Annotated in this window: 22 protein-coding genes; 10 read left to right on the top strand and 12 right to left on the bottom strand. The window is 62.7% G+C overall.

What is annotated here, in order from left to right; all coding sequences use genetic code 11:
• Positions 1–87 precede the first annotated feature (87 nt).
• Entirely contained in the window at positions 88–495 is a 408-nt protein-coding gene (locus E3T27_RS14115; RefSeq protein WP_233200617.1) for a DUF4870 domain-containing protein, read from the top strand.
• Here E3T27_RS14115 and hemW read toward each other — a convergent pair.
• The 3 genes from hemW to lepA form a co-directional block, all read right to left on the bottom strand.
• The gene (hemW, locus tag E3T27_RS14110) at positions 492–1,715 is read right to left on the bottom strand and encodes a radical SAM family heme chaperone HemW (RefSeq protein ID WP_134573464.1); all 1,224 of its coding nucleotides are present in this window, start codon (positions 1,713–1,715) and stop codon (positions 492–494) included. The genes E3T27_RS14115 and hemW overlap by 4 nt on opposite strands.
• Before the next feature lie 92 nt (positions 1,716–1,807).
• A complete protein-coding gene (locus tag E3T27_RS14105; protein WP_134573462.1) occupies positions 1,808–2,458 on the bottom strand; it encodes a DUF1990 family protein in 651 nt (216 codons plus the stop codon).
• 5 nt (positions 2,459–2,463) lie between these two features.
• A complete protein-coding gene (gene lepA, locus E3T27_RS14100) occupies positions 2,464–4,314 on the bottom strand; it encodes a translation elongation factor 4 (protein WP_104196351.1) in 1,851 nt (616 codons plus the stop codon).
• Positions 4,315–4,547: 233 nt separating this feature from the next.
• Here lepA and E3T27_RS14095 point away from each other — a divergent pair, with 233 nt between their 5' ends.
• From E3T27_RS14095 to E3T27_RS14085, 3 genes are all read left to right on the top strand, one after another.
• The gene (locus tag E3T27_RS14095; protein ID WP_134573460.1) at positions 4,548–5,285 is read left to right on the top strand and encodes an alpha/beta fold hydrolase; all 738 of its coding nucleotides are present in this window, start codon (positions 4,548–4,550) and stop codon (positions 5,283–5,285) included.
• Between the two features lie 245 nt (positions 5,286–5,530).
• Positions 5,531–5,794 (top strand): 30S ribosomal protein S20, encoded by a 264-nt coding sequence (gene rpsT / locus E3T27_RS14090; protein WP_092339797.1) that lies wholly within the window; start codon positions 5,531–5,533, stop codon positions 5,792–5,794.
• Positions 5,795–5,963: 169 nt separating this feature from the next.
• Complete coding sequence (locus tag E3T27_RS14085) at positions 5,964–6,590, top strand: hypothetical protein (RefSeq protein ID WP_134573458.1); 627 nt, start codon at positions 5,964–5,966, stop codon at positions 6,588–6,590.
• A gap of 29 nt (positions 6,591–6,619) precedes the next feature.
• Here the strand turns inward: E3T27_RS14085 and holA are convergent, their stop codons facing one another.
• The gene (holA, locus tag E3T27_RS14080) at positions 6,620–7,675 is read right to left on the bottom strand and encodes a DNA polymerase III subunit delta (protein ID WP_134573456.1); all 1,056 of its coding nucleotides are present in this window, start codon (positions 7,673–7,675) and stop codon (positions 6,620–6,622) included.
• A gap of 92 nt (positions 7,676–7,767) precedes the next feature.
• Positions 7,768–8,451 carry a GntR family transcriptional regulator gene (locus E3T27_RS14075; RefSeq protein WP_104196354.1) on the bottom strand — a complete coding sequence of 228 codons (684 nt, stop codon included), beginning with the start codon at positions 8,449–8,451 and terminating at the stop codon, positions 7,768–7,770.
• A 120-nt stretch (positions 8,452–8,571) separates the two neighbouring features.
• On the opposite strand from E3T27_RS14075, the gene purU reads away from it, so the two are divergent.
• The 3 genes from purU to E3T27_RS14060 all read left to right on the top strand — a co-directional run bounded on the left by purU (position 8,572) and on the right by E3T27_RS14060 (position 12,496).
• Positions 8,572–9,486: a formyltetrahydrofolate deformylase gene (gene purU / locus E3T27_RS14070; RefSeq protein WP_134573454.1), complete on the top strand. Its 915-nt coding sequence runs from the start codon at positions 8,572–8,574 to the stop codon at positions 9,484–9,486.
• Positions 9,487–9,544: 58 nt separating this feature from the next.
• Positions 9,545–12,037: a GcvT family protein gene (locus E3T27_RS14065; RefSeq protein ID WP_104196356.1), complete on the top strand. Its 2,493-nt coding sequence runs from the start codon at positions 9,545–9,547 to the stop codon at positions 12,035–12,037.
• Between the two features lie 63 nt (positions 12,038–12,100).
• On the top strand, positions 12,101–12,496 hold the full coding sequence (locus E3T27_RS14060; protein WP_233200619.1) for a cyclodeaminase/cyclohydrolase family protein: 396 nt from the start codon (positions 12,101–12,103) through the stop codon (positions 12,494–12,496).
• On the opposite strand, the gene E3T27_RS14055 is transcribed toward E3T27_RS14060, so the two are convergent.
• From E3T27_RS14055 to glyA, 6 genes are read right to left on the bottom strand one after another with little or no spacing between them, the layout of a single operon-like run.
• Complete coding sequence (locus E3T27_RS14055; RefSeq protein WP_104196357.1) at positions 12,405–13,778, bottom strand: L-serine ammonia-lyase; 1,374 nt, start codon at positions 13,776–13,778, stop codon at positions 12,405–12,407. The genes E3T27_RS14060 and E3T27_RS14055 overlap by 92 nt on opposite strands.
• Positions 13,769–14,431 carry a sarcosine oxidase subunit gamma gene (locus E3T27_RS14050; protein WP_134573452.1) on the bottom strand — a complete coding sequence of 221 codons (663 nt, stop codon included), beginning with the start codon at positions 14,429–14,431 and terminating at the stop codon, positions 13,769–13,771. Before E3T27_RS14050 ends, E3T27_RS14055 begins: the two co-directional genes overlap by 10 nt.
• The gene (locus tag E3T27_RS14045; protein ID WP_134573450.1) at positions 14,424–17,372 is read right to left on the bottom strand and encodes a 2Fe-2S iron-sulfur cluster-binding protein; all 2,949 of its coding nucleotides are present in this window, start codon (positions 17,370–17,372) and stop codon (positions 14,424–14,426) included. The genes E3T27_RS14050 and E3T27_RS14045 overlap by 8 nt, the downstream gene beginning before the upstream one ends.
• Positions 17,369–17,716, bottom strand: coding sequence for a sarcosine oxidase subunit delta (locus tag E3T27_RS14040; protein ID WP_104196360.1), 348 nt, complete (start codon positions 17,714–17,716; stop codon positions 17,369–17,371). The genes E3T27_RS14045 and E3T27_RS14040 overlap by 4 nt, the downstream gene beginning before the upstream one ends.
• Positions 17,717–17,749: 33 nt before the next feature.
• A complete protein-coding gene (locus E3T27_RS14035; RefSeq protein ID WP_104196361.1) occupies positions 17,750–18,970 on the bottom strand; it encodes a sarcosine oxidase subunit beta family protein in 1,221 nt (406 codons plus the stop codon).
• Positions 18,967–20,295 carry a serine hydroxymethyltransferase gene (gene glyA, locus E3T27_RS14030; RefSeq protein WP_134573448.1) on the bottom strand — a complete coding sequence of 443 codons (1,329 nt, stop codon included), beginning with the start codon at positions 20,293–20,295 and terminating at the stop codon, positions 18,967–18,969. Before glyA ends, E3T27_RS14035 begins: the two co-directional genes overlap by 4 nt.
• A gap of 133 nt (positions 20,296–20,428) precedes the next feature.
• On the opposite strand from glyA, the gene E3T27_RS14025 reads away from it, so the two are divergent.
• The 3 genes from E3T27_RS14025 to E3T27_RS14015 all read left to right on the top strand — a co-directional run bounded on the left by E3T27_RS14025 (position 20,429) and on the right by E3T27_RS14015 (position 23,755).
• A complete protein-coding gene (locus E3T27_RS14025) occupies positions 20,429–21,100 on the top strand; it encodes a GntR family transcriptional regulator (RefSeq protein ID WP_134573446.1) in 672 nt (223 codons plus the stop codon).
• 54 nt (positions 21,101–21,154) lie between these two features.
• The gene (locus E3T27_RS14020) at positions 21,155–21,436 is read left to right on the top strand and encodes a GTP cyclohydrolase I (RefSeq protein ID WP_134573697.1); all 282 of its coding nucleotides are present in this window, start codon (positions 21,155–21,157) and stop codon (positions 21,434–21,436) included.
• A 297-nt stretch (positions 21,437–21,733) separates the two neighbouring features.
• Positions 21,734–23,755 (top strand): BCCT family transporter, encoded by a 2,022-nt coding sequence (locus tag E3T27_RS14015; protein WP_369831128.1) that lies wholly within the window; start codon positions 21,734–21,736, stop codon positions 23,753–23,755.
• Between the two features lie 387 nt (positions 23,756–24,142).
• Here E3T27_RS14015 and E3T27_RS14010 read toward each other — a convergent pair whose 3' ends face one another.
• Positions 24,143–25,075, bottom strand: coding sequence for a LysR family transcriptional regulator (locus tag E3T27_RS14010; protein WP_104196365.1), 933 nt, complete (start codon positions 25,073–25,075; stop codon positions 24,143–24,145).
• Between the last annotated feature and the right edge of the window lie 2 nt (positions 25,076–25,077).

Raw genomic sequence — 25,077 nt, 5'->3', positions numbered from 1 at the left:
TGGCCACTGCACGACTGTATGAGTGGCTCCGGCGACTAAGCGCCGGAAGCGCCACGACCAGTTCAACTTACTCGAACAGGAGACCACATGTCCGAGAACGATCCGCGCACGAATCCCTATGAATCCACCCCGCCGCAAAATCCTTACTCGCAAAATATCCCTCGCCGGCCGATGAGCCCGGCGGACGAGAAGATGTGGGCGACTTTGATTCACGTCGGCGGCATTCTGCTCGTTTTTCTACCCGGTCTGATCGGTTACCTCATGCTGCGCGATCGTGGTCCGTTCATTCGGGCGCACAGCGCAACGGCGTTGAATTTTCAGATCACCCTGACGATCGTTTATGTGGTGGCAACCGCGTTGACGAGCATCCTGATCGGATACCTGATTCTGCCGGTCGCCTTCGCCCTCGGCATCATTTTCTCGATCCTGGCCGCGCTGGCAGCCAATCGCGGCCAGGGCTACGCCTACCCGCTCACCATCAAATTCTTTAGCTAATCGCTGAGGCGCCGCACCACGGCGTCGGCCAGAAGTCGCCCGCGTAGGGTCAGTTCCACTGTTCCGGTCAGGGCGGCTCTGGCATTGATGAGTTCGTCGGCGATCAGACCGGCCACCTCGACGCGCCCCGCCGCCGACAGCGATGCGACCGGGATTCCGGTGCGGATCCGGCTCTGCAAGAGGATGCGTTCGAGCTCGCGGGTGGGCGCGTCCAGCGTCTCGCGACCAGCGGCCGGTGACAGGCCGCCCAGCATCCGTTCGGAGTAGGCGGCCGGATGCTTGACGTTCCACCAGCGCACGCCGCCGACGTGGCTGTGGGCGCCGGGGCCGACGCCCCACCAGTCCTGGCCGGTCCAGTAGGCGAGGTTGTGTCGGGATCTGTGGGCGTCGCTCGTCGCCCAGTTACTGACCTCGTACCAGTCGTACCCGGCGGCAGCGAGAAGTTCGTCGGCCAGCTCGTAGAAGTCAGCCTGCTGGTCGTCGTCGGTCGGCGCGATCTCGCCGCGGCGAATCTGCCGGGCGAGCTTGGTACCGTCTTCGACGATGAGCGAATAGGCGCTCAGGTGGTCGGGCTGCAGGCTGAGCGCCTGTTCGAGACTCGTGCGCCAATTCGCGAGGGACTCCCCCGGCGTGCCGTAGATCAGGTCGAGGCTCACGTCGAGCCCGGCGGCGCGGGCCCACTCCACGACGAGCGGCACCCGCTCGGGGTCGTGGGTGCGCTCCAGCGTGGCGAGCACGTGCGGCACGGCAGACTGCATGCCGAACGACACCCGGGTGAATCCAGCGTCGGCGAGGGCACCGAGGTAGGCGGCGTCGACCGAGTCTGGGTTGGCTTCGGTGGTGACCTCGGCGCCGTCTGCCAGACCCCACTGCTCGCGCACCGCAGCGAGCATGCGGGTCAGGTCGGTCACCGGCAGTAGCGTCGGCGTACCTCCCCCGAAGAACACCGTGGCGACTTCGCGTGCCGGCACGCCGGACGCGGTGAGGATGCGGGCGGCCGCATCGACCTCGAGCACGGCCTGGCTGGCATAGTCGCTTTGTTTGACGCCGCGTAGTTCGGTCGCCGTATAGGTATTGAAGTCGCAGTAGCCGCAGCGCACCCGGCAGAACGGCACGTGCAGGTACACACCGAAATCGCGTTCGGCCGCACTGACGGCCGCTGACGCGGGAAGGAGTCCGTCGTCGGGTGCTGGGTCGCCGACGGGGTGGGGTCCGGCCATGGATAGAGCTCCAGTACGTTTGTTATTTGATGCGCGTTATTTGATGCGCGTTATTTGATGCGCGTTATTTGATGCGCGTTATTTGTTGCGCGTTATTTGATCGCGCCGACGGGATGCAGGGCCCGCAGGTACAGCTTGGTGAATTTCGCCTGCTGAAAGCGCAGCACCGGCCAGGCCAGGCGGTAGTACCAGGTGCTGGCCCGTGAGAAGGAGCGGATGGTCAGCCAGACCGAGTCGTCGTCCCGGTGTTCGACGATGAAGGATTCCTCGCCGCTCTCGGGGTGACCGGTCAGAGTTCCGTACGCGAACCCGATGCGGGCGGCCTCGTCGATAACGTAGACCACGCGCACCGGCGCGGTCACGGCGAAGAGCCAGACCTTCATTTTCAATGTCGCGGTCATACCGTTGGCGATATATGGCGTGCCGTCGTCTGCGAAAGTCGCTTCATTGACCGGATGCTGCTGCCCGACTGCCGGGGTGCCGTCGGCTTGAAAGGTGACCGGGGTGTACTGCACGCCGGTACCGTTCTCAAGATCGGTCACCTCCATACCGCTGCCGCGCTGGATTCCCCACGTCATCAGCAACTTGGTCGCGGCTGCGAACCGTTCGTGGGAACTGCCCAGCTTCACGCTCTGTTCCATCGGGCGGTAACCCTTGGGCGGATAGCTCATCAGATCGGGCGCCAGCGTGCCGCCGATGGCAGCGTAGCTGACGGCGGCGTCGGTGAAAGTAGCCCTGCGCATCTGTTTTACTTCTTGTCTTTCGTCTCAATGTCCCCCGACAGTGCCGCGATGAACGCTTCCTGGGGAACTTCGACCCGGCCGACCATCTTCATGCGCTTCTTGCCCTCTTTCTGCTTCTCCAGCAGTTTGCGCTTGCGCGAGATATCACCGCCGTAGCACTTGGCGAGCACGTCTTTACGCATCGCCGAAATGCTCTCGCGGGCGATGATGTGGGCGCCGATCGCGGCCTGGATGGGCACCTCGAACTGCTGGCGCGGAATAAGTTTGCGCAGGCGCCCGGTCATGAGAGCGCCGTAGGCATAGGCCTTGTCCCGGTGAACGATGGCAGAAAATGCGTCAACCTGCTCGCCCTGCAGCAGGATGTCGACCTTGACCAGGTCGGCTTCCTGCTCGCCGGAGGGCTCGTAGTCGAGTGAGGCGTAGCCGGCGGTGCGGCCCTTGAGCATGTCGAAGAAGTCGAACACGATCTCACCCAGCGGCATCGTGTAGCGAATCTCGACGCGGTCTTCGCCGAGGTATTCCATACCGAGAAGCGTGCCGCGGCGGCTCTGGCACAGCTCCATAATGACGCCGACATAGTCTTTGGGCGCGAGGATGGCGGCCTTGACCATGGGTTCGAGCACTTTGGCGATCTTTCCGGTGGGGTATTCGCTCGGGTTGGTCACCGTGACGGTGCGCTTATCGTCGGTGGTCACCTCGTACGGCACACTTGGCGCCGTCGTGATCAGGTCGATGTTGAATTCACGCTCGAGGCGTTCGGTGATGATCTCGAGGTGAAGGAGGCCGAGGAAGCCACAGCGAAACCCAAAACCGAGGGCGACGGAGGTCTCCGGCTCGTAGCCGAGACTCGCGTCGGAGAGCTTGAGCTTGTCGAGGGCCTCGCGCAGCGCCGGGTAGTCGCTGCCATCGATGGGGTACAGCCCGGAGAACACCATGGGCTGCGGTTCGTTATAGCCGGGCAGCGCGTCGGTCGCCGGGCGCAGGGCGGTCGTGATGGTGTCGCCGACCTTGGACTGTCGAACGTCCTTCACGCCGGTGATCAGGTAGCCGACCTCGCCGACCTTGAGTCCCTTACTCTCGATCGGTTCGGGCGAGATGACGCCGATCTCGAGGATCTCGTGGGTCGCCTTGGTCGACATCATCTGGATTTTTTCGTGGGCCTTCAGGTGCCCGTCGATCATGCGCACGTAGGTGACAACGCCGCGATAGCTGTCGTAGACCGAGTCGAAGATCATGGCGCGGGCGGCAGCATCCGGGTTGCCCTTCGGGGCCGGAATCATCGTGGTCGCGAGGTCAAGCAGTTCCTGCACCCCGGCGCCGGTTTTGCCGGACACGCGCAGCACGTCTTCGGGCCGGCCCCCAATGAGGCTCGCCAGTTCGCGGGCGTACTTGTCGGGGTCGGCGGCCGGCAGGTCGATCTTGTTCAGCACCGGAATGATCGTGAGGTCGTTCTCGAGGGCGAGGTAGAGGTTGGCGAGGGTCTGGGCTTCAATGCCCTGGGCCGCGTCGACGAGCAGGATGGCACCCTCGCAGGCAGCGAGGCTGCGGGAGACCTCGTAGGTGAAGTCGACGTGGCCGGGGGTGTCGATCATGTTCAGCGCGTAGGTAACGCCGTCCAGCTCCCACGGCATGCGCACGGCCTGGCTCTTGATGGTGATGCCGCGTTCACGCTCGATATCCATGCGGTCCAGGTACTGGGCCCGCATGGAACGCTCGTCGACGACGCCGGTGATCTGCAGCATCCGGTCGGCGAGCGTCGACTTGCCATGGTCGATGTGGGCGATGATGCAAAAGTTGCGGATGAACTCGGGGGCTGTGGCGGCCGGTTCCAGCGCGTGAAGGGCTCGAGGTGACATAGTTCCCCATTCTTCCACGCTCGGTGCACGTTGAGGTTCGACGCGACTGGTGGCATCGAACGGGAGGGCAACTTTGCACCAGCCTGCTCACCCCGCCAGGCGTGGACTGCGCCTCGTGAGGGTCACCAGCGTGCTGTCGTCTGGGTCAACCTTCCGGGCGAATCAAACAGGTGTGGCGCAGCCCGGGGCGGACGCCCAGCTGACTGGCCCCGCGGCTGGCTAGGCTCACGGGCATGGCGACTCCCGAGGCCCCCGTGCCGGTTCTGCTCGTGCACGGCATCCGCACCTCGGCCACGATGTGGCGTTTTCAAGAGGAGCGGTTGCGTGCGGCCGGGTATCCCGTGCTCGCGATTGATCTGCCGGGACACGGGCAGCGGATGAGCGAGCCGTTCACGGTGCCGGCCGCGCTCGCCGCCATCGACGACGGAGTGGCGGACCTCGGCGGCCGGGTGCTACTGGTCGGGCTCTCGCTCGGCGGCTACTACGCCGTGGCCTACGCCGGAGAGCACCCTGATCGAGTGGCCGGGCTGGTGGCTGCGGGCTGTAGCGCCGTGCCGAAGGGAATGTTGCTCGAGGGGTATCGACTGCTGGCCCGTTGGATTCATCGCCTGCCCGATCGGGGCTTATGGCTGCACGAGGCCATGGTGCACCTCATGCTGCCTTCCGCCGGGGCACACGACGTACTCGCGGGCGGCGCCGCTCTCGACGTGATGGATTCCGGGCTGCGCGCGACCTCGACACTGACTCCGCTGGCCAGCCTGGCCGCGTATCCGGGGCCGATCTGGTTGGTCAATGGCGCGCTCGATCATTTTCGGTTGAACGAGCGGCGCTTCCTCGCCGCCTGCCGCAACGGGAAGGTCGTCGTGGTGCACGGCGCGACGCATCTGGCAAGCCTGGCCCAGCCCGAGCGTTTCACGACGATCCTGTTGCGGGTTGCCGGTCAGGTGACGGCGCGGCCGCGGCCGGTCTGAGGTCGCGGCATCCGTGTGCGTGCCCGATACGACTGGGGCGCCGCGATCACCGGCGTAGCGCCCGCCGATATCGGGCGCGGCCATCTCTCAGGCGACTGGGGCGCGTTTGGGAGTGCAGGTGATTACTGGTACTGTTGGTGGTTGGCTTGCGTGTCGGGTCCCACCCCGCACGATTTTCGCCGCTTGAGCGCCCTCTACCCGTTCAGCGGCTGTCCGTACTAGAACCTAACGAAAGCGTAAACAACGTGGCAAATATCAAGTCGCAGATCAAGCGAATTGGCACCAACAAGAAGGCCCAGGAGCGCAACAAGGCCGTCAAGAGTGAGTTCAAGTCCGCGATTCGCGCGACTCGTACCGCGATTGCCGCCGGCGACAAGGACAAGGCCGTCGTCGGTCTCGCCTTTGCTTCCAAGAAGCTCGACAAGGCCGTCAGCAAGGGTGTCATCCACCAGAACCAGGCTGCGAACAAGAAGTCGGCCATCGCGAAGGCCGTTTCCGCACTCGTCTAATCGACACCCGCACGTGAGGTGATTGTCTCGGCTCCCAGCGAGCGGATGACGCCCCTCGTCACACAGAAACCCCCGCCTTATTGGCGGGGGTTTTTTTGTTCTTGATGTGAGGCCCGGCACGACTCGGTGGTCCGCCTCGCGGGGCCGGCAACCCCACTAGACTGACGCGGTGAAGAGCACCCCACCGGCAAGTTTCAGCACCGCCGAAAGCGCCCAGCATCGACGGGCGCACGCTCGTTTTGTCGCCGCGTTGCTCAGCGCCGCAGCTTTCGCCATCGCGGTGTGGCTGGCTGTCAACACAAACGATGCAGTGTCCGGCAGTACGCGCGACCAGCTGCTGATCTCGCTGGCTTCGATCGTGCTTCTAATCATTGGAACCTTGTTCTACCTCAGTGCAGCCGCAACGGGACAGCACGACCCGGAAGACTTCGAACCCGGGCGGCCTGCGCGCATTTCTCGCCACGTCCGATCGTTCTCGAGGCTCGGTGCGGTGTTCGCCGTCGCCGCCCTGCTGGCCGTCGCCGCGCTCGGAGCACTACGCATTCTGGTGCCGCCCGCCGAACGGCCGGTGTCGGTGCAGTTCACCGAGATCAGTGGGCGAGTGCAACTCGAATACTGCCCGGGCCTGCCGTCATCGTTCGAGGCCCTGGCCAGGCCGACCGATCTGGCCAGTTCGTCGACCCTGCTGCCGGTCTGGGTGGCCACCCGGGTGTGTGGCAATCCGAGTTTTCAGCATGGAGTGTGGCTCTACCTGAACCGCGCAAGCATCACGGTTGCCGACGCCGGCGACCGCTGAAATCTGGTGCCACGATGCACCGGCAACCGCTAGTGCTCGCCACGCCGAGAGATCACGCCGATCAGACGTTCCAGCGCGAACACCGGGTCGCGCCCGGCACCCTTCACCGCGGCATCCGTTTCGGCCAGCGCGAGGATACAGCGGGCCAGGCCCTCGTCACTCCAGCCGCGCAGGTCTTTTTGCGCGCGTTCCACCTGCCACGGGGCCAGGCCAAATTGTGCGCCGAGCTGCGCTGACCCGCCACGGGCACCGAACACCTTGGCCATGGTGCGAATCTTCATGGCGAACGCCGCGACGATGGGCACCGGATCGGCACCCGAAGACAGAGCGTGACGCAGAGTCACCAGGGCCTCACCGTTGCGGCCAGCGATGGCCCAATCGGCTACTTTGAACGCGTTCGTTTCGACCCGGCCACCGTAATACCGATCCACTGTGGTTTCGGTCACCTCGCTCGTCGCGTCAGAGATGAGCTGCTGGCAGGCCGCGGAGAGTTCGGCCAGGTCGTCAGAAAACGCTGCGACGAGCTGGCGGAGCGCACTGACCGTGACGCGTTTGCCGGCCGCCTTGAATTCGTTCGACGCAAACTCGTATTTCTCGGTGTCTTTCTTGAGTTCGCTGCAGACAACTTCGATCGCGCCGCCACGACCGCCGCGGATGGTGTCGAGTAGTTTCTTGCCACGCACTCCCCCGCCGTGCCGCAGCACGACGTAGGTATCCTCGGCTGGGTTCTCCAGGTAGTCCAGCGCCTCGGCCAGAAAAATGTCGCTGCATTTTTCGACATTGCTGACCCGAATCAGCCGCGGCTCGCCGAACAGCGACGGGCTTGCGAGGGTGAGCAGCTCACCCGGCGCGTAGCTATCGGCCTGCACGTCGCTGATTTCAAGGCTCGGGTCTTCGCGTTTGAGAAAGTCGCGCAGTTGCCGGATGGCTCGCTCGGCGAGGAACGTTTCGGTGCCGGAGACGAGCACGATCGGGGCCGGACGTACCTCATGCCAGCCGAGCTGGGGAATGACGGTGCCTTTATTCGGTCGCGCGGGCGCTGCCTTGCCGGTGCGGGATCCGGTCGTGGCGGGTCGTACGGCCAAAGCGATCTCCTTGAATTTGGTGCGGGTCTAAAACCAGCCTAACCCGCACCACTGACGCCTGCGCTCGAGTTTCTTGCTCGGCGACGCCTTCCTCAGGCGGCAAAAAGAGCTTCGCGTACCGCGTGCTCGAAGCCACCGACGTGGATCCGCGCGAGGTTAGCGGCTCCGGCCTCATCTCCGTCAATAACGGCACGGAGCAAGTCCACATGCTCATGGACGTGCCTGGTCAGGTCGGGCAGGCGATCCAAGACCATGCACCAAATTCGTGTCGCGAGATTGTCGTAGCGGATCAGGACATCTTCGAGGTGGGGATTGGCGGCGGCGGCATAGATGCCTCGGTGCACGCTGGCGTCCAGCCGCAGTGTTTCGACAACGGATGCTGCGTTCGCGTCGAATGCCTCAACGGCGCGCATGACACTCCGGAGTTGCTCCCTGGCAGACGCCGTAGCAACGCGGGCAGCCCGGGAAGCGGCAAGGGGTTCAAGCTGCATTCGGATTTCGGAAATGAACGCAAGGTCAGTCACCTCCACTCGCGTCGCGAAAGTTCCTCTGCGCGGGTAGGAGACAACAAGGCGATCGAGCTCCAGCCGCTTCAAAGCTTCGCGCACCGGTGTCCGCCCGATGCCAAGGTCCTTGGCCAGCTCATCATCATGAAGTAGACCACCGGGCTTGATGTCCAGCATCAGCAGCCGGTCCCGAATGCGTTCGTAGGCTACATCCGCCAACGACCTCTTTGCGGCAACGTCACCAGCACTCACCCAGGCTTCGACAGCCATCCGTGGACCTCTTTCAATTCAAGTAGGAAGACTATTGACCTCTATCCCCGACCAGTATACGCTCGCACCTAAATCTAATATATCAGTGGCTATTCTTGGAATATATCTAAAGGCGGAGACATGACGCTAATGGCGGCAGACTCATCTACCAGCACCCTGCCTCAGTCGGAGGTTACTGGGGAAAACCAGTCGAAAAAGTTCGTTCTTACATTGTCGTGCGTCGAACGCGCAGGCATTGTCCACGCGGTCACCACGTTTCTTTTTGAGCGTGGCTTCAACATTGAAGAACACCAGCAGTTCGATGATGGCCTCCGTGAAACTCTGCACCTGCGCACCGCATTCTCAGGTCCCTCTGTCAACACCCCGGACGGGCTCGAGGAAGAATTCCGTTCGATTGCTGACCGCTTCGACATGAAATTTAGCTTTCATGACGAGACGAAACAACGCATCCTTGTAATGGTGTCCAAATTCGGGCACTGCCTCAACGACCTGCTTTTCCGCTGGCGAGGCGGAAGCCTCAAAGGCGATATTGCCCTTGTGGTTTCCAATCATGAAACCCACCGGTCCATGGTTGAGGCCGCCGGCGTCCCCTTTATTTATCTCCCGGTGACTCCCGAAACCAAATTAGACGCCGAGCAACGCCTGCTGGAACTGGTGGGCGAGCACGACATCGGCCTCGTCGTACTTGCCCGGTACATGCAAGTACTGTCCGATGATCTTTGCCGCTCTTTAGAAGGCCGCGCCATAAACATCCACCATTCCTTCCTCCCAGGATTCAAGGGTGCGCGCCCGTACCACCAGGCCTACGACCGTGGCGTAAAGCTGGTGGGCGCCACGGCCCACTACGTCACTGCGGAACTGGATGAGGGTCCAATCATTGAACAGGAAGTCATCAGGGTCGATCACAGCTATGGACCGACCGCTCTTTCAATAGTCGGACAGGACGCCGAAGCCCTGGCTCTCTCCCGGGCCGTCCGCTGGCACTGCGAACACCGTGTCCTCCTGGATCGGACCAGCACCGTCGTGTTTCGGTAAATCGAAGCCACCACACCAGCAGAGATAGTCACACACGAATACCAGTAGGAGAAACCACATGGCATCGACGCCAAGCATTGTCATTATCGGAGCTGGAATCGTCGGCACGAACCTGGCCGATGAACTAGTTACCCGGGGTTGGAACAACATCACTGTCCTTGACCAAGGGCCACTGAACATGCCCGGGGGGTCGACGTCCCACGCCCCCGGTCTTGTCTTCCAGACCAACGCCTCAAAGTCCATGGCACTCTTCGCCAAGTACACGGTGGAGAAGCTATTGTCCTTGACCGAGGACGGCGTCAACTGCTTCAACCAGGTCGGCGGCCTCGAGATCGCCACCACCGAGACGCGTCTCGCTGACCTGAAGCGAAAGCTCGGATACGCAGCATCGTATGGAATTAGCGGCAAGATGCTTTCGCGTGAAGAGTGCATGGAGCTCTATCCCCTCCTGAACGAGGAAGACATATTGGGTGGACTCCATGTCCCCAGCGACGGTCTGGCCGACGCCGCCCGCGCCGTTCAGCTGCTGATCAAGCGCACGGAAGCCGCGGGCGTCACGTACCGGGGCAAGACCACGGTGACGGGTATTGAACAGTCCGGCCGACGCGTCACGGGCGTCCAGACGTCCGGAGGTGTTATCCCAGCGGACATCGTGGTTTCCTGCGCAGGCTTCTGGGGTGCCAAGATCGGCGAAATGATCGGCATGTCCGTTCCTCTTCTGCCCTTGGCCCACCAGTACGTCAAAACCACTCCGGTGCTGGCGTTGAAGGGCAAGAACGACCTGCCCAACGGGGCCTCCTTACCCATTCTGCGACACCAGGACCAGGACTTGTACTACCGCGAGCACGGCGACTGCTACGGCATCGGGTCCTACGCTCACCGCCCCATGCCCGTTGACCTTGACGAACTCGGCACCTTTGAGCCCGCCGCGATCAACGAACACAACATGCCCTCCCGGCTGGATTTCACCTTGGAGGACTTCCTTCCGGCGTGGGAAGCCACCAAACGGATCCTGCCCGCGCTGCAGGAAAGCGACATTGAGGATGGCTTCAACGGCATCTTCTCCTTCACCCCCGACGGCGGATCCCTGGTGGGCGAGTCCAAGGAATTGGACGGCTTCTTCGTCGCCGAAGCCGTGTGGGTGACTCACTCTGCTGGTATAGCCCGCGCCGTTGCCGAACTGCTGACCACCGGCAGCTCAGAGATTGATCTGGGTGATTGCGATATTCATCGCTTTGAAGAGGTCCAGCTGACCTCGGAATATGTCAACGAGACGTCACAGCAGAATTTCGTGGAAATCTACGACGTCCTCCACCCACTCCAGTCCAAGCTCTCCCCCCGCAACCTCCGTGTGAGTCCGTTCCACGCCCGCCACAAGCAGTTGGGTGGGTTCTTCCTGGAGAGCGGCGGATGGGAACGCCCCTACTGGTTCGAAGCTAACGCAGAGCTGCTGAAAGAAATGCCGGACAGCTGGCTGCCGCCAGCTCGCGACGCCTGGTCGGGGATGTTCAGCTCGCCCATCGCCGCCGCTGAAGCTTGGAAGACCCGCACGGCAGTGGCCATGTACGATATGACTCCGCTCAAGCGCCTCGAGGTCTCCGGCCCGGGAGCACTGAAGCTGCTGCAGGAACTCACGACCGCGGACATGGACAAGAAGCCCGGCGCAGTCACGTACACACTCCTGCTGGACGACACCGGCGGCATCCGCAGCGACATCACTGTGGCCCGGCTGAGCAAAGACACCTTCCAGCTCGGAGCAAACGGAAACATCGACACTGCCTACTTTGAGAGGACAGCCCGTCATCAGACTGAAAGCGGGAGCGCCAGCGACTGGGTGCAGGTGCGCGACACGACGGGCGGCACGTGCTGCATTGGCCTCTGGGGCCCCCTCGCCCGGGACCTGATCAGCACCGTCAGCAGTGACGATTTCAGCAATGACGGTCTCCGTTACTTCCGCGCCAAAGAGGTAGTCATCGGCGGCGTCAATGTCACGGCCATGCGCCTGTCCTACGTCGGCGAGCTGGGCTGGGAACTCTACACAAGTGCAGACAATGGGCAGCGCCTCTGGGATGCGCTGTGGAAAGCCGGCCAGCCTCACGGTGTCATCGCGGCAGGCCGTGCAGCGTTCGGCTCGCTGCGCCTAGAAAAGGGTTACCGCTCCTGGGGCACGGACATGACCACCGAGCACGACCCCTGGGAAGCCGGACTGGGGTTCGCTGTGAAGATGGCCAAAGAATCCTTCGTCGGCAAGACAGCGTTGGAAGGCCGGAGCGAGGAAAACTCCGCGCGGCACCTGTGCTGCCTGACGGTCGACGACGGCCGGAGCATCGTCCTGGGCAAAGAACCGGTCTTTTACAGAGACCAGACGGTCGGCTACATCACCAGCGCTGCCTACGGCTACACCGTCGCCAAACCGATCGCCTACGCGTACCTTCCTGCGGCTGTCAGCGTGGGGGACTCGGTTGAGATCGAGTACTTCGGTCGGCGCATCCAGGCCACGGTCACCGCAGATCCTCTGTACGACCCCACGATGACCAGGCTGCGCGGCTAACACCCCGCCGGACCATTCCGGGCTGATATTCAGCAAGACACATGATCAGTTCAGAAACAATCAATGGCTACCTCGTCAGGCCTTGCCTCACGCGAGCCCACCCCCGGCGGCGGCGGCGCAGCCATCCACGCCGCTCAGGGGGCGGCACTCGTTGCCAGGGTTGGCAGGTACACCGCCGGCTCGAAATACGAACAGTACGCCAAACTCGTCCAAAGGATCATCAGCGCTGCGGACGCGCTGGTGGGCCACCACCGCAGCCCGGGTGAACATCGACATCAACGTGGTGGCAATCAAAGATGCCGCGCAGTCCCCGGTAAGGATGTAGTGGACCCTTCCCGGTGTCTGCCGGACAGAAAGGGAACTTATCTCAGCACTCGATCACGTTCACGGCGAGGCCACCCCGAGACGTCTCCTTATACTTGGTCATCATGTCGGCGCCGGTGTCGCGCATGGTCTTGATGGCTTTGTCCAGTGACACTTTGTGACTGCCGTCCCCATAGAGGGCCAGCCGTGCGGCGTTGATGGCTTTGACGCTGGCAATTGCGTTTCGCTCGATGCACGGGATCTGTACGAGCCCACCCACTGGATCGCAGGTCAGACCCAGGTTGTGCTCAATGCCGATTTCCGCGGCGTTTTCCGCCTGGATGGGCGTTCCTCCCAGCGCTTCACAGAGGGCTCCAGCGGCCATAGAGCAGGCTGATCCAACCTCACCCTGGCATCCGACCTCCGCGCCGGAGATAGACGCGTTGAGCTTGAACAGAATTCCGATCGCCGCGGCTGTCAGCAAGAAACGCACGACGCCGTCGTCGTCGGCCCCGGGGACGAACTTCAGGTAATAGTGCAGCACAGCCGGGATAATGCCGGCCGCCCCGTTGGTGGGCGCCGTGACGATCCGGCCGCCTGCCGCATTTTCTTCGTTGACCGCAAGAGCGAAAAGGTTGACCCATTCCATCGCCCGCAGAGGGTCAGCGGGGTCCTCCGGCGCCTGTAGAGCACGGAACAGCGCCGGTGCCCGGCGAGTGACCTGCAGGCCGCCGGGTAGAATACCGTCTGCAGCGCACCCGTCCGCCACGCATGCCTGCATAACGGACCAGATGTTCAGCAGCTTCGCTCGCACCTCGACCTCCGTGTGCCAGGTGAGCTCGTTGGCCAGCATCACGGTGGAGATACCCAGTCCCTCCCGGGCGCAGATAGCCAGAAGCTCATCGGCCGTGGTGAACGGGTACGGCAGAACGGTTTCGTCCACAACAACCCGGTTCACCCCCACGGCCTCCTCATCCACGACGAAGCCTCCACCGACGGAATAATACGTGCGCTCCCGCACTACAGCGCCGTCGTGGCTCATGACCCGAAAGATCATGCCATTCGGATGTGCAGGCAATGACTTCCGCCGGTGCAGGAGCACATCCTCGGTGAAGTTGAAGTCGATGCCGTGCCGGCCAGCCAGCATCAACCGCGCGTCCAGCGCGGCCGCCGCCACCCGGTCGTCCGCCGTTGCAGTGTCCACGGTTTCCGGTGTCTGGCCCTGGAGCCCCAGAACCACGGCCTTGTCCGAGCCGTGGCCGCGGCCGGTCGCACCCAGCGAGCCGAACAACTCCACCCGTACCCGCACGACGCCGTCCAGCAGTCCGTCGCGGACCAGCCCCTCGGCGAAGCGCTTGGCCGCGCGCATCGGGCCCACCGTGTGCGAGGAGGAAGGCCCGATGCCCACCGAAAAGAGGTCCAACACGCTCAACGCCATGGTTTACCCTTCGCTGCCTTAAACTCACGCATACCGTCCAAGAGCCAGCGACCGAGGTAGTCGGCAAAAGACGCTCGCGGGAATACGCGGAACGTTTCATTGCCGGTCTTCCACAGGACGACCGGAACGTTACCGATCACGGTCGCGATTGCCGTGCCGGTTTGGAAGGACCGGGGATGCAGGTCGGCCGCGCAGCTCTTCTCCAACACAGCCCGGGCAGCGGAACCGGCAAGTTCGAAAGTGGTGCGGTTGCTGGACAGATCGACGACTTGTCCAGCTCCATCGCCGAGGGCTGCCGCCAGCTCGGCAGCAAGCGTGCCAGCCACGGCCTCCTCCTGGGCAACCAGCAGAAACTCGTCCGGCCCCAACCACAGCACGGCCGTTGCGTCGGCCCCGGTGGCGACCTGCCCACATTCGGTCGGCAGACCGCCGGTGACGATGCCGATGCGGCGGCCGCTCGCAGACAGCGGATCAACACGGATGCCCACCATAGCTTGGAAGGGTATTTCCCGCAGGGAGACCTGGGCGTCCCCTGCCGTGGTTTCAGCAAAAGCCGCCCAGAGGTGTTCCGCGGGACTGTGACGGCGCGCGCCCGGGCGCGTTTCGTAGACAGCCGAGGTTTGGGCATCCGTGCTTTCAATCGTGTCAACCATCTCGGCGCTTCCCTTCGACATCAAAAAGTACTGGATTCCCCACGACGACATCCACCAGCTCTGTGCCGACGAAAGCCACCAGGCGTTCGCCGATTCGATCTCGACCGTTCTTGATCAGCGCGAGCCCGAAGGACCGGCCCAAAGCCGCACTGTGATAGCTCGACGTAACGAAACCCTGCATTGGAACGGGGCCGGCGGCGGGAGTGATGGGCACATCTGCGTCGACGAGCTGGGTGCCCTCCGGCAACCGGATGGTGCCGTCTGTGGGCATCACGCTTACCAAATGTTTCCGGCCCTCCGAGCGCGCATCGGCACGCTCGTACGAGCGTTTGCCGATGAAGTCCTTGACCTTGGAGACCACCCATTCCATGCCCGCGTCCTGCGGGGTCACGGTGCCGTCGGTGTCCTGTCCGACGATCGGGTATCCTTTTTCCGCGCGCAGCACGTGCATGGTTTCCGTACCGTACGGAGTGATGTCAAACGCCGCTCCGGCTATGGTCACGTCTTCCCAGATCTGGAGCCCGTACCAGGCCGGCACGTTGATCTCGTAGGCCAGTTCGCCGGAGAACGAGATACGGCAGACTCGCGCCGCGACGCCGGAGGCGAGCACGGTTTCCCGGAACGTCATGAATGGGAAGGCCTCGGTGGAAAGGTTGAGCTCAGGCGCGAGCCGGGCCAGCACCGCGCGGGATTTCGGCCCGACGACGGCAATGGTGGTCCACTGCTCTGTCACCGACGTGCAGCTCACGTCCAGCTCCGGCCACTCGGTCTGTAGCCATTCCTCAAGCCAATCCAGCACTTTCGCCGCACCGCCGGTGGTCGTGGTCATGAAGTAGCGGTCGTCATCCAGTCGCAGCGTCACCCCATCGTCGAAGATCATGCCGTCGGGGGTGCACATGACGCCGTAGCGGGCCGAACCGGGTGCAAGCTTCTTGAACGCGTTGGTGTAAATCCGGTTGAGAAATTCTCCCGCTCCGGTACCACGGATTTCAATCTTGCCCAAAGTCGTGGCGTCCATATAGCCCACCGAACCGCGCACGGCAGCGCATTCACGCAGCACGGCAGCGTCCATGTCCTCGCCCGGCAGCGGGTAATACCTCGGCCGTTTCCACTGGCCAACGTCCTCGAAGACGGCACCGCGTTGTTCATGCCAGGTGTGAATGGAGGTGCGGCGGGCGGGCTCGAACAGGTCCCCGCGCTGCCGTCCAGCCAGGGCTACGAACGACACCGGCGTGAACGGGGCACGGTACGTCGTGGTGCCGATCGAGCCGATGTCGGGGTCGACAGCAGTGCCCTGCTGGCGAAAGGCCGCAGCAATGACGCCGATCGCATTCACGCCGGAGGTCTTGCCCTGGTCGTTGGCGGTGCTTATGGAGGTGTAGCGCTTGATCAGCTCCACGCTGCGGAGCCCTGCCCCCGTGGACCGCCAGACGTCGGCCACACTCTGGTCGCGTTGGAAGTCGACGAAGTGATGGTGCCAGTCGGATGCCGTCCCTTCAACCCCGCCGACCAGCCAGAGGGCACGGGTCGGTGCGGTGGGCTGCGCCGGGCGAGCCGGGCGGGCTAGTACAGCGATGGCAGCATTAACGGCGTGGCTCGTGCTGAATCCGGCGTTGACGGCGGCGACCGCCCCCGCTGAAGCCCCCTCGGCGACGCACTCTGCCAGTGCGTAACTGCCGCGAGCTGCGCCGACGACCTGTTGGTTGCGGACCACTGTCGATGGCACGAATCCGACCAGGTCCTGATCCCATCGCAACCTGCCCTGGGCCTGGCTGTGCAAGTGCACGACGGGGCTCCAGCCACCGGAGATTGCCAGCAGGTCCGCCTCGAATTCCTCGCTGCCACCCACCGGTACGCCGTCGGCATCGATGCAGGCAACCGAGACCCTCTCCAGGCGATCCTCACCCGCGGTGTTCACCACAGCGCTGCCGTAGAGAACTCGCACGCCCGAGTCGGCGGCCACGAGCGTTGCGAGCGCCGACGGCTCCGACCGGGCGTCGACCACCGCCGCCACCTCGATCCCCACCGCACGCAGGTCGCTGGCGAGCAGATATGCGCTGTCATTCGTGGTGCTGATCACAACCCGGGAACCGGCGGCCACACCGTAGCGGTTGAGATAAGTGCGGGCAGCGGAAGCCAACATGATGCCGGGGCGATCGTTGTTTTCAAAGACGATCGGGCGTTCGTGCGCGCCGGTCGCCAGCACTACCTGCTCGGCACGGATGTGCCAGATGCGCAGGTGTGACACGCCGTCGGCCGGAGCCGTCTGCAGGTGGTCGGTGCGGTTCTCGACGGCGATGAGAAAGTTACTGTCATAGGAGCCGAACACCGTGGTGCGGTGCAGCACCGTGCACTCGGGAACGGTGGCCAGTTCGACCGCAATGTCAGTGACCCACTTGAGTGCGTCCACCTCCGCCACGTACTCATCGCGGCCTGAAAGCAACGCCCCGCCCAATTCGGGCTGGTCATCGATAAGGATGACGCGCGCACCGGTGCGGGCCGCGGCCCGTGCCGCTGCCAGCCCGGCTGGTCCGCCGCCGACCACTAGAACGTCGGTGTGAACATACTTCTTGTCGTAGACCGCTTTGTCATCGCTCGGGTCGAGCTTGCCCAGGCCGGAAAGGAATTCAGCCTCGAGGCCGTCAACCAGTGCCACAGTTGTGGCGGGGAGCATGGATTCGGCGACGTGGCCCGGGAATCGTCCCGCCACCTTGACCAGCGCGTTGGACTCTTCAACGCCAGCGGACATGATGCCCCGCGGTCGGTTTTCATACAGGGAATTCCCGACAGTCACGCGACCTGCGGCGAGCAGTGCGGAAGCCACGGTATCGCCAGGATGGCCGGTATATTCAACGCCGTCCACGGTGAAGTTGCAGATCGTGCGGCGGTCAATTCGTCCACCGCTGCTGAGCCGATTGGATTGGGCGTACTGACGGGTCATGGCTGTGCTCCTTCCAATGCTGCGAGCACAGCGGCGCTTCTGGTGGTGCCGGTTATGGATCGCGTCGGCCGCGGCGCTGGCGGCTGTTCGCCGATACGGTAAACGGCCGTGATGTCGTAGCTCACGGTGTCCCGGAGCATATTGAACCACTTCCGGCAGCCGACAGCATGCACCCAGCGCTCGGCAAAGAGCCCTTTCGTGTTCTGACGGTAGAAGAGGTACTCCGCCCAGTCCCGGTCGCTGAGTTCCTCCGGATGCTCGGGGTAGGCCACGTGGGCTTGTCCCCCGTAGTGAAATTCGGTTTCATTTCGTGGCCCGCAGTTGGGGCATGGAAACAGCAACATGGCGTGCTCCTTACGATTCTGATGGGTCGGTTTCTAGTGAGCCACGGCGGCGGCGCCGTGCTCGTCGATCAGGGCGCCGGTTTCAAAACGTTCCAGCGAGAACGGCTTGTTCAGGGCGTGCGGAGACCCGGTGGCGATGGTGTGGGCGAAGGTCAGCCCGGCCGCTGGTGTTCCTTTAAAGCCGCCGGTTCCCCACCCGCAGTTCACGTACATGTTCTCTACCGGGGTCGTCCCGATGATGGGAGAGGCATCCATCGTGGTGTCGACAATGCCGCCCCAGGTGCGCAGTACATGGGCCCGGGCGAAGATCGGGAACAATTCGACGGCGGCGGCCATCTGTTCTTCGATGACGTGGAAGGACCCGCGCTGGCCGTAGCCATTGTAGGAGTCGACTCCGGCCCCCATCACGAGTTCGCCCTTGTGGGCCTGGGACACGTACACGTGCACCTGGTTGGACATCACCACCGTCGGGTGCACGGGTTCGTGCAGCTCGGAAACCAGAGCTTGCAGCGGGTGGGACTGGATCGGCAGCCGGAACCCGGCCATCTCGGCGAGCAATGAACTGTGCCCGGCCGCGCACAGTCCTACCTTGCCGGTGTGAATGGTGCCGCGGCTGGTTTCCACGCCGGTGACCCGGTCGCCGTCTTTGATGAAGCCGGTAACCTCACAGTTCTGGATGATGTCGACCCCCAGTTCGTCGCACTTGCGGGCAAACGCCCATGCCACGTGGTCGTGCTTGGCGATACCTGCCCGCGGCTGATAAGTGGCACCCATGACCGGGTAGCGGATGTTATCGCTGATGTTCAGGATCGGGCAGAGTTCCTTCACCTGCTGCGGGTCGAGCCATTCGGCGTCGACCCCGTTGAGTTGGTTGGCACCAACTCGACGGATGCTTTCACGAACGTCCCCGAGAGTGTGGGCGAGGTTCATGACACCACGCTGGCTGAAGAGAAAGTCATATTCAAGCTCTTCTGGCAGGATCTCCCACAGTTTGAGCGATTGCTCATAGATGGCTGCGCTCTCATCCCACAGGTAGTTGGAACGGATAATGGTGGTGTTTCTGGCCATGTTCCCGCCCGCCAGCCACCCCTTCTCCAGGATGGCGATATTCGTCATCCCGTGGTTTTTTGCCAGATAATACGCTGTCGCCAGACCGTGGCCGCCGCCACCGATAATCACGGCGTCGTACGACTTCTTGGGCTCGGGGTTGTGCCACAAAAATTCCGGGTGCTCCTGAAGAGGCTGGGTGCTCACTGTGCGACTCCACTCAGGACGGTCGCGGTTGTAGGCTCGGGCGAAAGCCGGGCGGACAGCTGCGGGTACAGCGGGAATGTCTCGGCCAGCTTCCTAACCCGCTCGCGCAACACGATCGCGCGGTCTTCGCTGAGGTCGCCCGTTATAGCCCGCGCGATGATGTCAGCCACCTCGGTGAATTCGGTGCGACCAAAGCCGCGGGTAGCCAAGGCGGGCGTGCCGATCCGTAGACCGGAGGAGATCATGGGTGGCCGCGGGTCGAAGGGAACGGCGTTGCGGTTGACGGTGATACCGATCCGGTGGAGCCGGTCCTCGCCCTGCTGACCGTTGAGTGCGGACTTACGGAGGTCCACCAACACGAGGTGTACCGCCGTGCCGCCGCCGACCACGGAGATTCCGTACTCGGCGACATCCGGGGCGAGCAGGCGATCGGCGAGGATCTTGGCACCCTCGAGGGTGCGTTCCTGACGCTCACGGAACGCTGGAGTAGCGGCAATTTTAAACGAGACTGCCTTCGCGGCAATGACGTGCTCGAGAGGTCCGCCCTGCTGACCGGGAAACACCGCGCTGTTCATCTTGCGTGCCAGGTACTGGCGGCTGAGGATCACGCCGCCCCGCGGCCCGCCCAGAGTCTTGTGTGTCGTTGTGGTGACGACGTCAGCGTACGGAACCGGGTTGGGATGCAGACCAGCAGCGACCAGCCCGGCAAAATGCGCCATGTCCACCATGAGGTACGCGCCGACAAGGTCTGCAATGCGGCGGAACTCCGCAAAATCGAGTCGGCCGGTGTATGCGGACCACCCGGCCACGATCAGCTTGGGTTGATGTTCGATCGTCAGCGATTCCACTTCGGCCATATCCACGGTCATGTCTGATTCACGCACGTGGTATGGCACGACGTTGTACAACTTGCCGGAGAAATTCAGCCGCATGCCATGCGTCAAATGCCCGCCGTGGGACAGGTCCAATCCCAGTATGGTGTCGCCCGGGTTGAGAAGCGCAGACATGGCGGCAGCGTTGGCCTGTGCGCCCGAGTGCGGCTGTACGTTGGCGGCCTCGGCGCCGAAGAGCGCCTTGACCCGGTCGATGGCCAGCTGTTCAATAACATCAACGTGCTCGCAGCCACCGTAGTAGCGTTTGCCCGGGTAACCCTCCGCGTACTTGTTGGTCAGCACGGAACCCTGGGCCTCCATGACGGCTGCGGGGGCGAAGTTTTCGGAGGCGATCATCTCAAGCGTCGATTGCTGGCGAACCAGCTCTCTGGTGATGGCCTCGCCGACCTCGGTATCTACGCTGGAGAGAGTACCGGTGAGCACATCGACCATGGGTTTGCTCCTTTGAAATGTATCGTTAATGCGCAACTGCTAGCCAATTGATATATCAGATTGGATGTAATATTAGAATGCGGGCGGCACGACGTCAAGGGCTTCCTACGGGCGAGCACCGCTAGGAGAAAACATGACGAGCATGGCAGCAGAGGGTGCAACAACGGAAACGGATCTGCCGTTGTCGGAGCAGGCTTACCGCAGTTTGCGCGACCAGCTGATTATGTTGGAGATACCCCCGGGCGACGCCATCAATGATTCAGCCTTGGCAGCGAGTTTAGGAATTGGGCGCACCCCGGTACGTGAGGCACTTAAACGTCTCGAGAGCGACCATCTCGTCGTCTCTTACCCGCGCCGGGGAACTTTTGCGACCCGCGTCGACTTCACCGAGTTGGCGGACATCTCGGAGATACGCCAACTCCTGGAGCCCCTCGCTGCGCGACGCGCGGCACGGAACGCCTCCGCGCCGATGCGGGAACTACTCCGGGATTTGGCCGCTGACATTGCCGATTCAGAACCGGACAACGCGGATCAGCACGCACTGATGCGCTTTGACATCAGAGTACATCGGCAGATCTATGCAGCTGCCGCCAATCCCCATCTGAAAGACGTGCTGATCCGGTACGACAACCTGGCCACACGTATTTGGTGCTTGGCACTCGACAAGATCCCGTCCGTGGCCGGGCATATCAATGAGCATGTCAACCTGCTCCGGGCCATCGCCGACGGCGACTGCGAGCTTTCCGGTGCGCTGGCCCTTGAACACGTGACCAATTTCGAGAAGACCATCCGCACTGTCCTTTAGACGGCCGGTCGGGATAGACGCGCACGAGTTGGCTTTTCGTAGTGGGCTTTTGAGATCATAGAGTTTTTTTCGACGTCGACGTCGTCGCCGGCTCAGGGTCTCGTCGCGGGATTGAGCAAGCTGGCCCCGCTCGTCGATGTCTTTGCTCGCAGGACCAGGTCAAGGAGCGGAGTTCGGGTCGTTGATGCGCTGTTCAGTTCGCTGCGGCCACTACAGGCCATTGTGGTAGTTGACTGCGAGCGTCCCTGCATGTGGATGCGTGGTGTTTGCAAACCTTGGGCCACGATCATCACTTCGGCCTTCCGCGGCGAGCTCCGCCTGCCGACGGAGGGCTAGCGCACAGCCTGATTCACGGCCGCTCAGAAATCTCTGGACACATACCCGGTCCTGCCCTACGATATCGCTAATATATCTTTACTCATCAATTCAGGATATCAGTTTTATTTGCGATTTCCATTGAGTCATGCGGAACGAGCCCGTCCTAACCCACGTGGCGCGAACTTAGTCCCCTGCACATTAACCTCTGCATCATGATCATCAAATCGGGTGAGGTCCTCAACCTTCCGCCCAGTTTGACTCCCGCGGGCCATGTTTAACCGCAGGCCCATGCCTCACCTATCAAAGGACCCACTCATGGCTTTTAATAGTGACCTAAAATCCCATATACCCGAGGAGGTGCCTGCTGACAAAGGTGTGGCAGCGGCTCCGCGTAACGAAGAACCTAGAAGTGGAAAGAAGAATAAAGCAGTCATTAGTGTCCCCGGCGACGTAGACAGAAACCCCGCTGTCCTCGATCTGGAGGAAGGAGGTGCACCCCCCTTGCCGGACGTCGAGTACGAGCAAATCCTCGAAGAGCTGCGTCATGCCAAGACCGACCAAGCAGTTGCAGAACGCCGGAACCATAAACTCAGTCTCGACAAGATCACGTTTGGGATCACAGGCGTTATCGCCATTGCCTTTGTTATCTGGGGCTTCGTGGGACGCGACAGTCTGTCCGCCACTTCTACGGTTGCCCTCAATTGGGTCATGGAGTACACCGGATGGCTCTTCATGCTCCTGGCATCGCTTTTCGTGATCTTCGTGTTGTGGCTGGCCCTGGGCAAGTTCGGCAACATCCCGCTGGGCAAAGACGGCGAAAAACCCGAATTTCGCACTGTCTCCTGGATCGCGATGATGTTCGCCGCCGGTATGGGCATCGGGCTGATGTTCTACGGCGTGGCCGAACCGCTCTACCACTACATCTCCCCCCCGCCTGGCACCGTAGACGGACGGACCCCCGAAGCCATCCAGACGGCCATGGCCACCTCGATCTTCCACTGGACCCTCCACCCCTGGGCCATGTATGCAGTTGTCGGCATCGCAATGGCTTACGGGACCTACCGCTTGGGTCGCAGGCAACTGATCTCTGTCGCCTTCACGTCGCTCTTCGGCATCAAGATGGTCGAAGGGCCGATCGGGAAGTTCATCAACATTCTGGCTATTTTCGCCACCTTGTTTGGTACCGCTGCATCGTTGGGCTTGGGCGCCCTGCAGATTGGCAGCGGCATGACCTCCAACGGTTGGTTCGGCGAAATCGGTGCCCCCGTGCTCGTGGCGATCGTCGCCGTCCTGACCCTATGCTTCGTGGCTTCGGCGGTCTCTGGCATCAGCCGCGGCATCCAGTGGCTCTCCAACATCAACATGGTCCTGGCCGTCGTACTTGCACTGATCGTCTTCGTCGTCGGCCCCACCCTTTTCATCGTCAACTTGATCCCCTCCGCGGTCGGCGACTATGCCCGCGACCTGGCCGAGATGTCCTCCCGGACTGAAGCGGTCGGCGATGAGTCGCTGCGTAGCTGGATGAGCAGCTGGACTATCTTCTACTGGGCCTGGTGGATCTCATGGACCCCGTTCGTAGGCCTCTTCATTGCTCGCATCAGCCGCGGTCGCACCATCCGCCAGTTCGTCACCGGTGTGCTGCTCGTGCCGAGCGTCGTCAGCGTGATCTGGTTTTCCGTCTTCGGAGGCGCCGCTTTTCAAGTCCAGCAGGAAGCCGACAAGGCCAACACCCCCGGCTTGGTCACCATGGTCGACGGGACACCGTCCGTCAACTTCGACGGAGCACTCTTTGACCTGATCAAGAACCTGAGCATGCCTGACTGGGCTACCACTGCCGTTATCGTGCTGGCCATGGTTCTGGTCGCTATCTTCTTTATCACTGGCGCCGACGCTGCCTCAATCGTGATGGGATCGCTCAGCTCCAATGGCGCCGAACACCCCCGCCGCGGAGTGGTCATCTTCTGGGGCTGCCTCACCGGCGCCGTGGCGGCGGTCATGTTGCTGGCCGGCGGCGATGAACCATCGGAAGCCCTGGCTGGTCTGCAACGAATCACCATCGTGGCAGCGCTACCGTTCGTCATCGTCATGATGCTGCTCTGCTTTGCCCTCACCAAGGACCTGCGTCGCGATCCCCTTTTCTTACGGCGTCGTCTGGCCACATCCGTAGTGGAGCGGGCCATGCGCACTGGCATGGAACAACACGGCGGCGTGCAGTTCGACCTCGTGACAAAGCACGACTGCGCCGAAAAGTGCTCCGACGTGGACTGTCGGGGAGGCACTCCCACGGGGAGCATCCCAACCGTCGAGCCCCGGCATTCAGCCCCGGACAGTAAATAGCTGCGCACCTTAAGTACCAGCCCACCTTGGCGGCACGCGGTTTATCTCGGCCCGTGCCGCCTCGGCATACCCACCTCCAACGCAGAGCACAGGTTATCTACATGTCCGAGTCCCGCGACCAGGAACAGACTCTACGGGTTAACAGCGAAGGGAAAGCATTCGTAGGTATCCAGTTGGAGTGCTTAAATCCAGTGACTATTCGACTGCAGCTGGATGGGGGCTGCAATTGCCAACACGACAACGGAACCGCCCCAGCTCGTATGTTGACAGTGACCTCGGTCCCCGCTGACTGCGGCGGCGTCCCACGCCCTGAAGAAGGCCGGCTGCGCGGACGTGTCGCCACCATGACCTGCTGGCCGGTCGGCAACGTAACGTGGCCATCCGGTCTCAGAGATCGCCTTCGGGTCGGGTGGTGAGGATCCGATTGGCGCTAACCTGCAGGATGCCGAGCGACTCCTGGATCAGGGGCGACGCAATGCTGCCTTTGCGCACCGCAGCGACAATGCGGCGTGCCGGCTTCCACTTGCCGGAAATACGCAGTCGAACCACGTTTTCGGCACCGCGCAGGGGCGCCAGTCGCGGCAGCAGCCCCAGGCCCAGCCCGGCACCGACGAAGGCGATTAGGGTTTCCCATTCCACGGCCTCATGGGCAATTCGCGGTGTCACACCGATTGCCGTGAACGCTGCGGTGAATAGGGCATGGTAGGTAGAACCGGCGGCCTCGGTGATCCAGGGTTCCGGTGCCAGCTCTTCAAGTGTCACCGTTTTCCGCGATGCCAACGGATGGTCGGACGGAATGATCACATCCAGGGGATCGTCGAGTAAAAAGGTCTGCTCGAAGCGCGGATCGTCCTCAACATAGGTGTCGGACTGCATGGCGACGATGACCGCAAGGTCGATTCGCTCCGCAACCAACAAATCAAAGCAACGGGCCGGGTTCGCCTCGAGCACCTGCACCTCCAGCAGGGGGCGCGTCGAGTGCAGGGTGGCGGCCAGCGGCGCGAGCAACTGTGCAGCCGCCGTGGAGAATCCACCGAGCCCGAAACGGGACTGCACTTGGTCGCCGGCGTCCATGGCCGCGGCGCGCAGCATCTCCCATTCCGCAATGAGCGCGTCCGAGCCCGCCACGAGATAGCGGCCCGTGGCGGTTAGGCGTACCCCCCGGCCGTCCTTCGTTAGCAGCTGCATTCCAAGCACACGCTGGAGCTCCCGCAACTGCGCGGAGACGGCGGAAGCAGAATAGCCCGTGAGCTCCGCAGTTGCCCCAACGGTGCCGCACCGGGCAAACACCCGAAGCGTGATAAGCCGTGGATCGATCATGC

Source organism: Cryobacterium lyxosi, from assembly GCF_004403345.1.
Classification (GTDB): Bacteria; Actinomycetota; Actinomycetes; order Actinomycetales; family Microbacteriaceae; genus Cryobacterium; species Cryobacterium lyxosi.
Note: the sequence above shows the minus strand (reverse complement) of the source record. Positions and strands in the feature narration are given on the sequence as shown.